Genomic DNA, 446 nt, shown 5'->3' on the forward strand with positions numbered 1-446 from the left:
CGCGTACGTCGTCCAGCGAGGCCGCGCCGAGGTCGACCTCCCCCAGTCGGACCCCCCAGGGGCGGCTGGCGCGCTCCTCGTCGAGCGCCGCGACCCGCTCGCGCTCGGCCTGCCGCTCGGCCCGGGAGCGGCGCGCGGCCCGACCCTTGAGCTCGGCGTCGGTGTCGAGGGCGATGATCACCGCACTGGCCCGCTCGATGCCTGCCGTGCGCAGCACCTCGTCGTCGTTGACGTCCCCGACGAGGTAGAGGATGTCAGGGTCCAGCCCGGCCAGTCGGGCGGGGTCCGCGTCGACGACGACGACCGACTGACCGCCCGCGTGCAGGAACTCCACCGCGGACGCGCCGACGCGTCCGTGCCCGCAGACCACGACGTGTCCGCGCAGGGCGGCGATCTTGGCATCCATGCGACGCCTCTCCAGGTGATGGGTCAGGTGACCCTCGATG

Annotated in this window: 1 protein-coding gene; it reads right to left on the reverse strand. The window is 74.0% G+C overall.

The features are described from left to right. Positions 1-406, reverse strand: a 406-nt coding sequence (locus I6F37_RS39965; RefSeq protein WP_225154373.1) for an NAD(P)-binding protein, incomplete at its 3' end; no start/stop codon positions are given. Between the last annotated feature and the right edge of the window lie 40 nt (positions 407-446).

It is taken from the genome of Bradyrhizobium sp. NBAIM08, assembly GCF_020193935.1.
GTDB lineage: Bacteria > Pseudomonadota > Alphaproteobacteria > Rhizobiales > Xanthobacteraceae > Bradyrhizobium > Bradyrhizobium yuanmingense.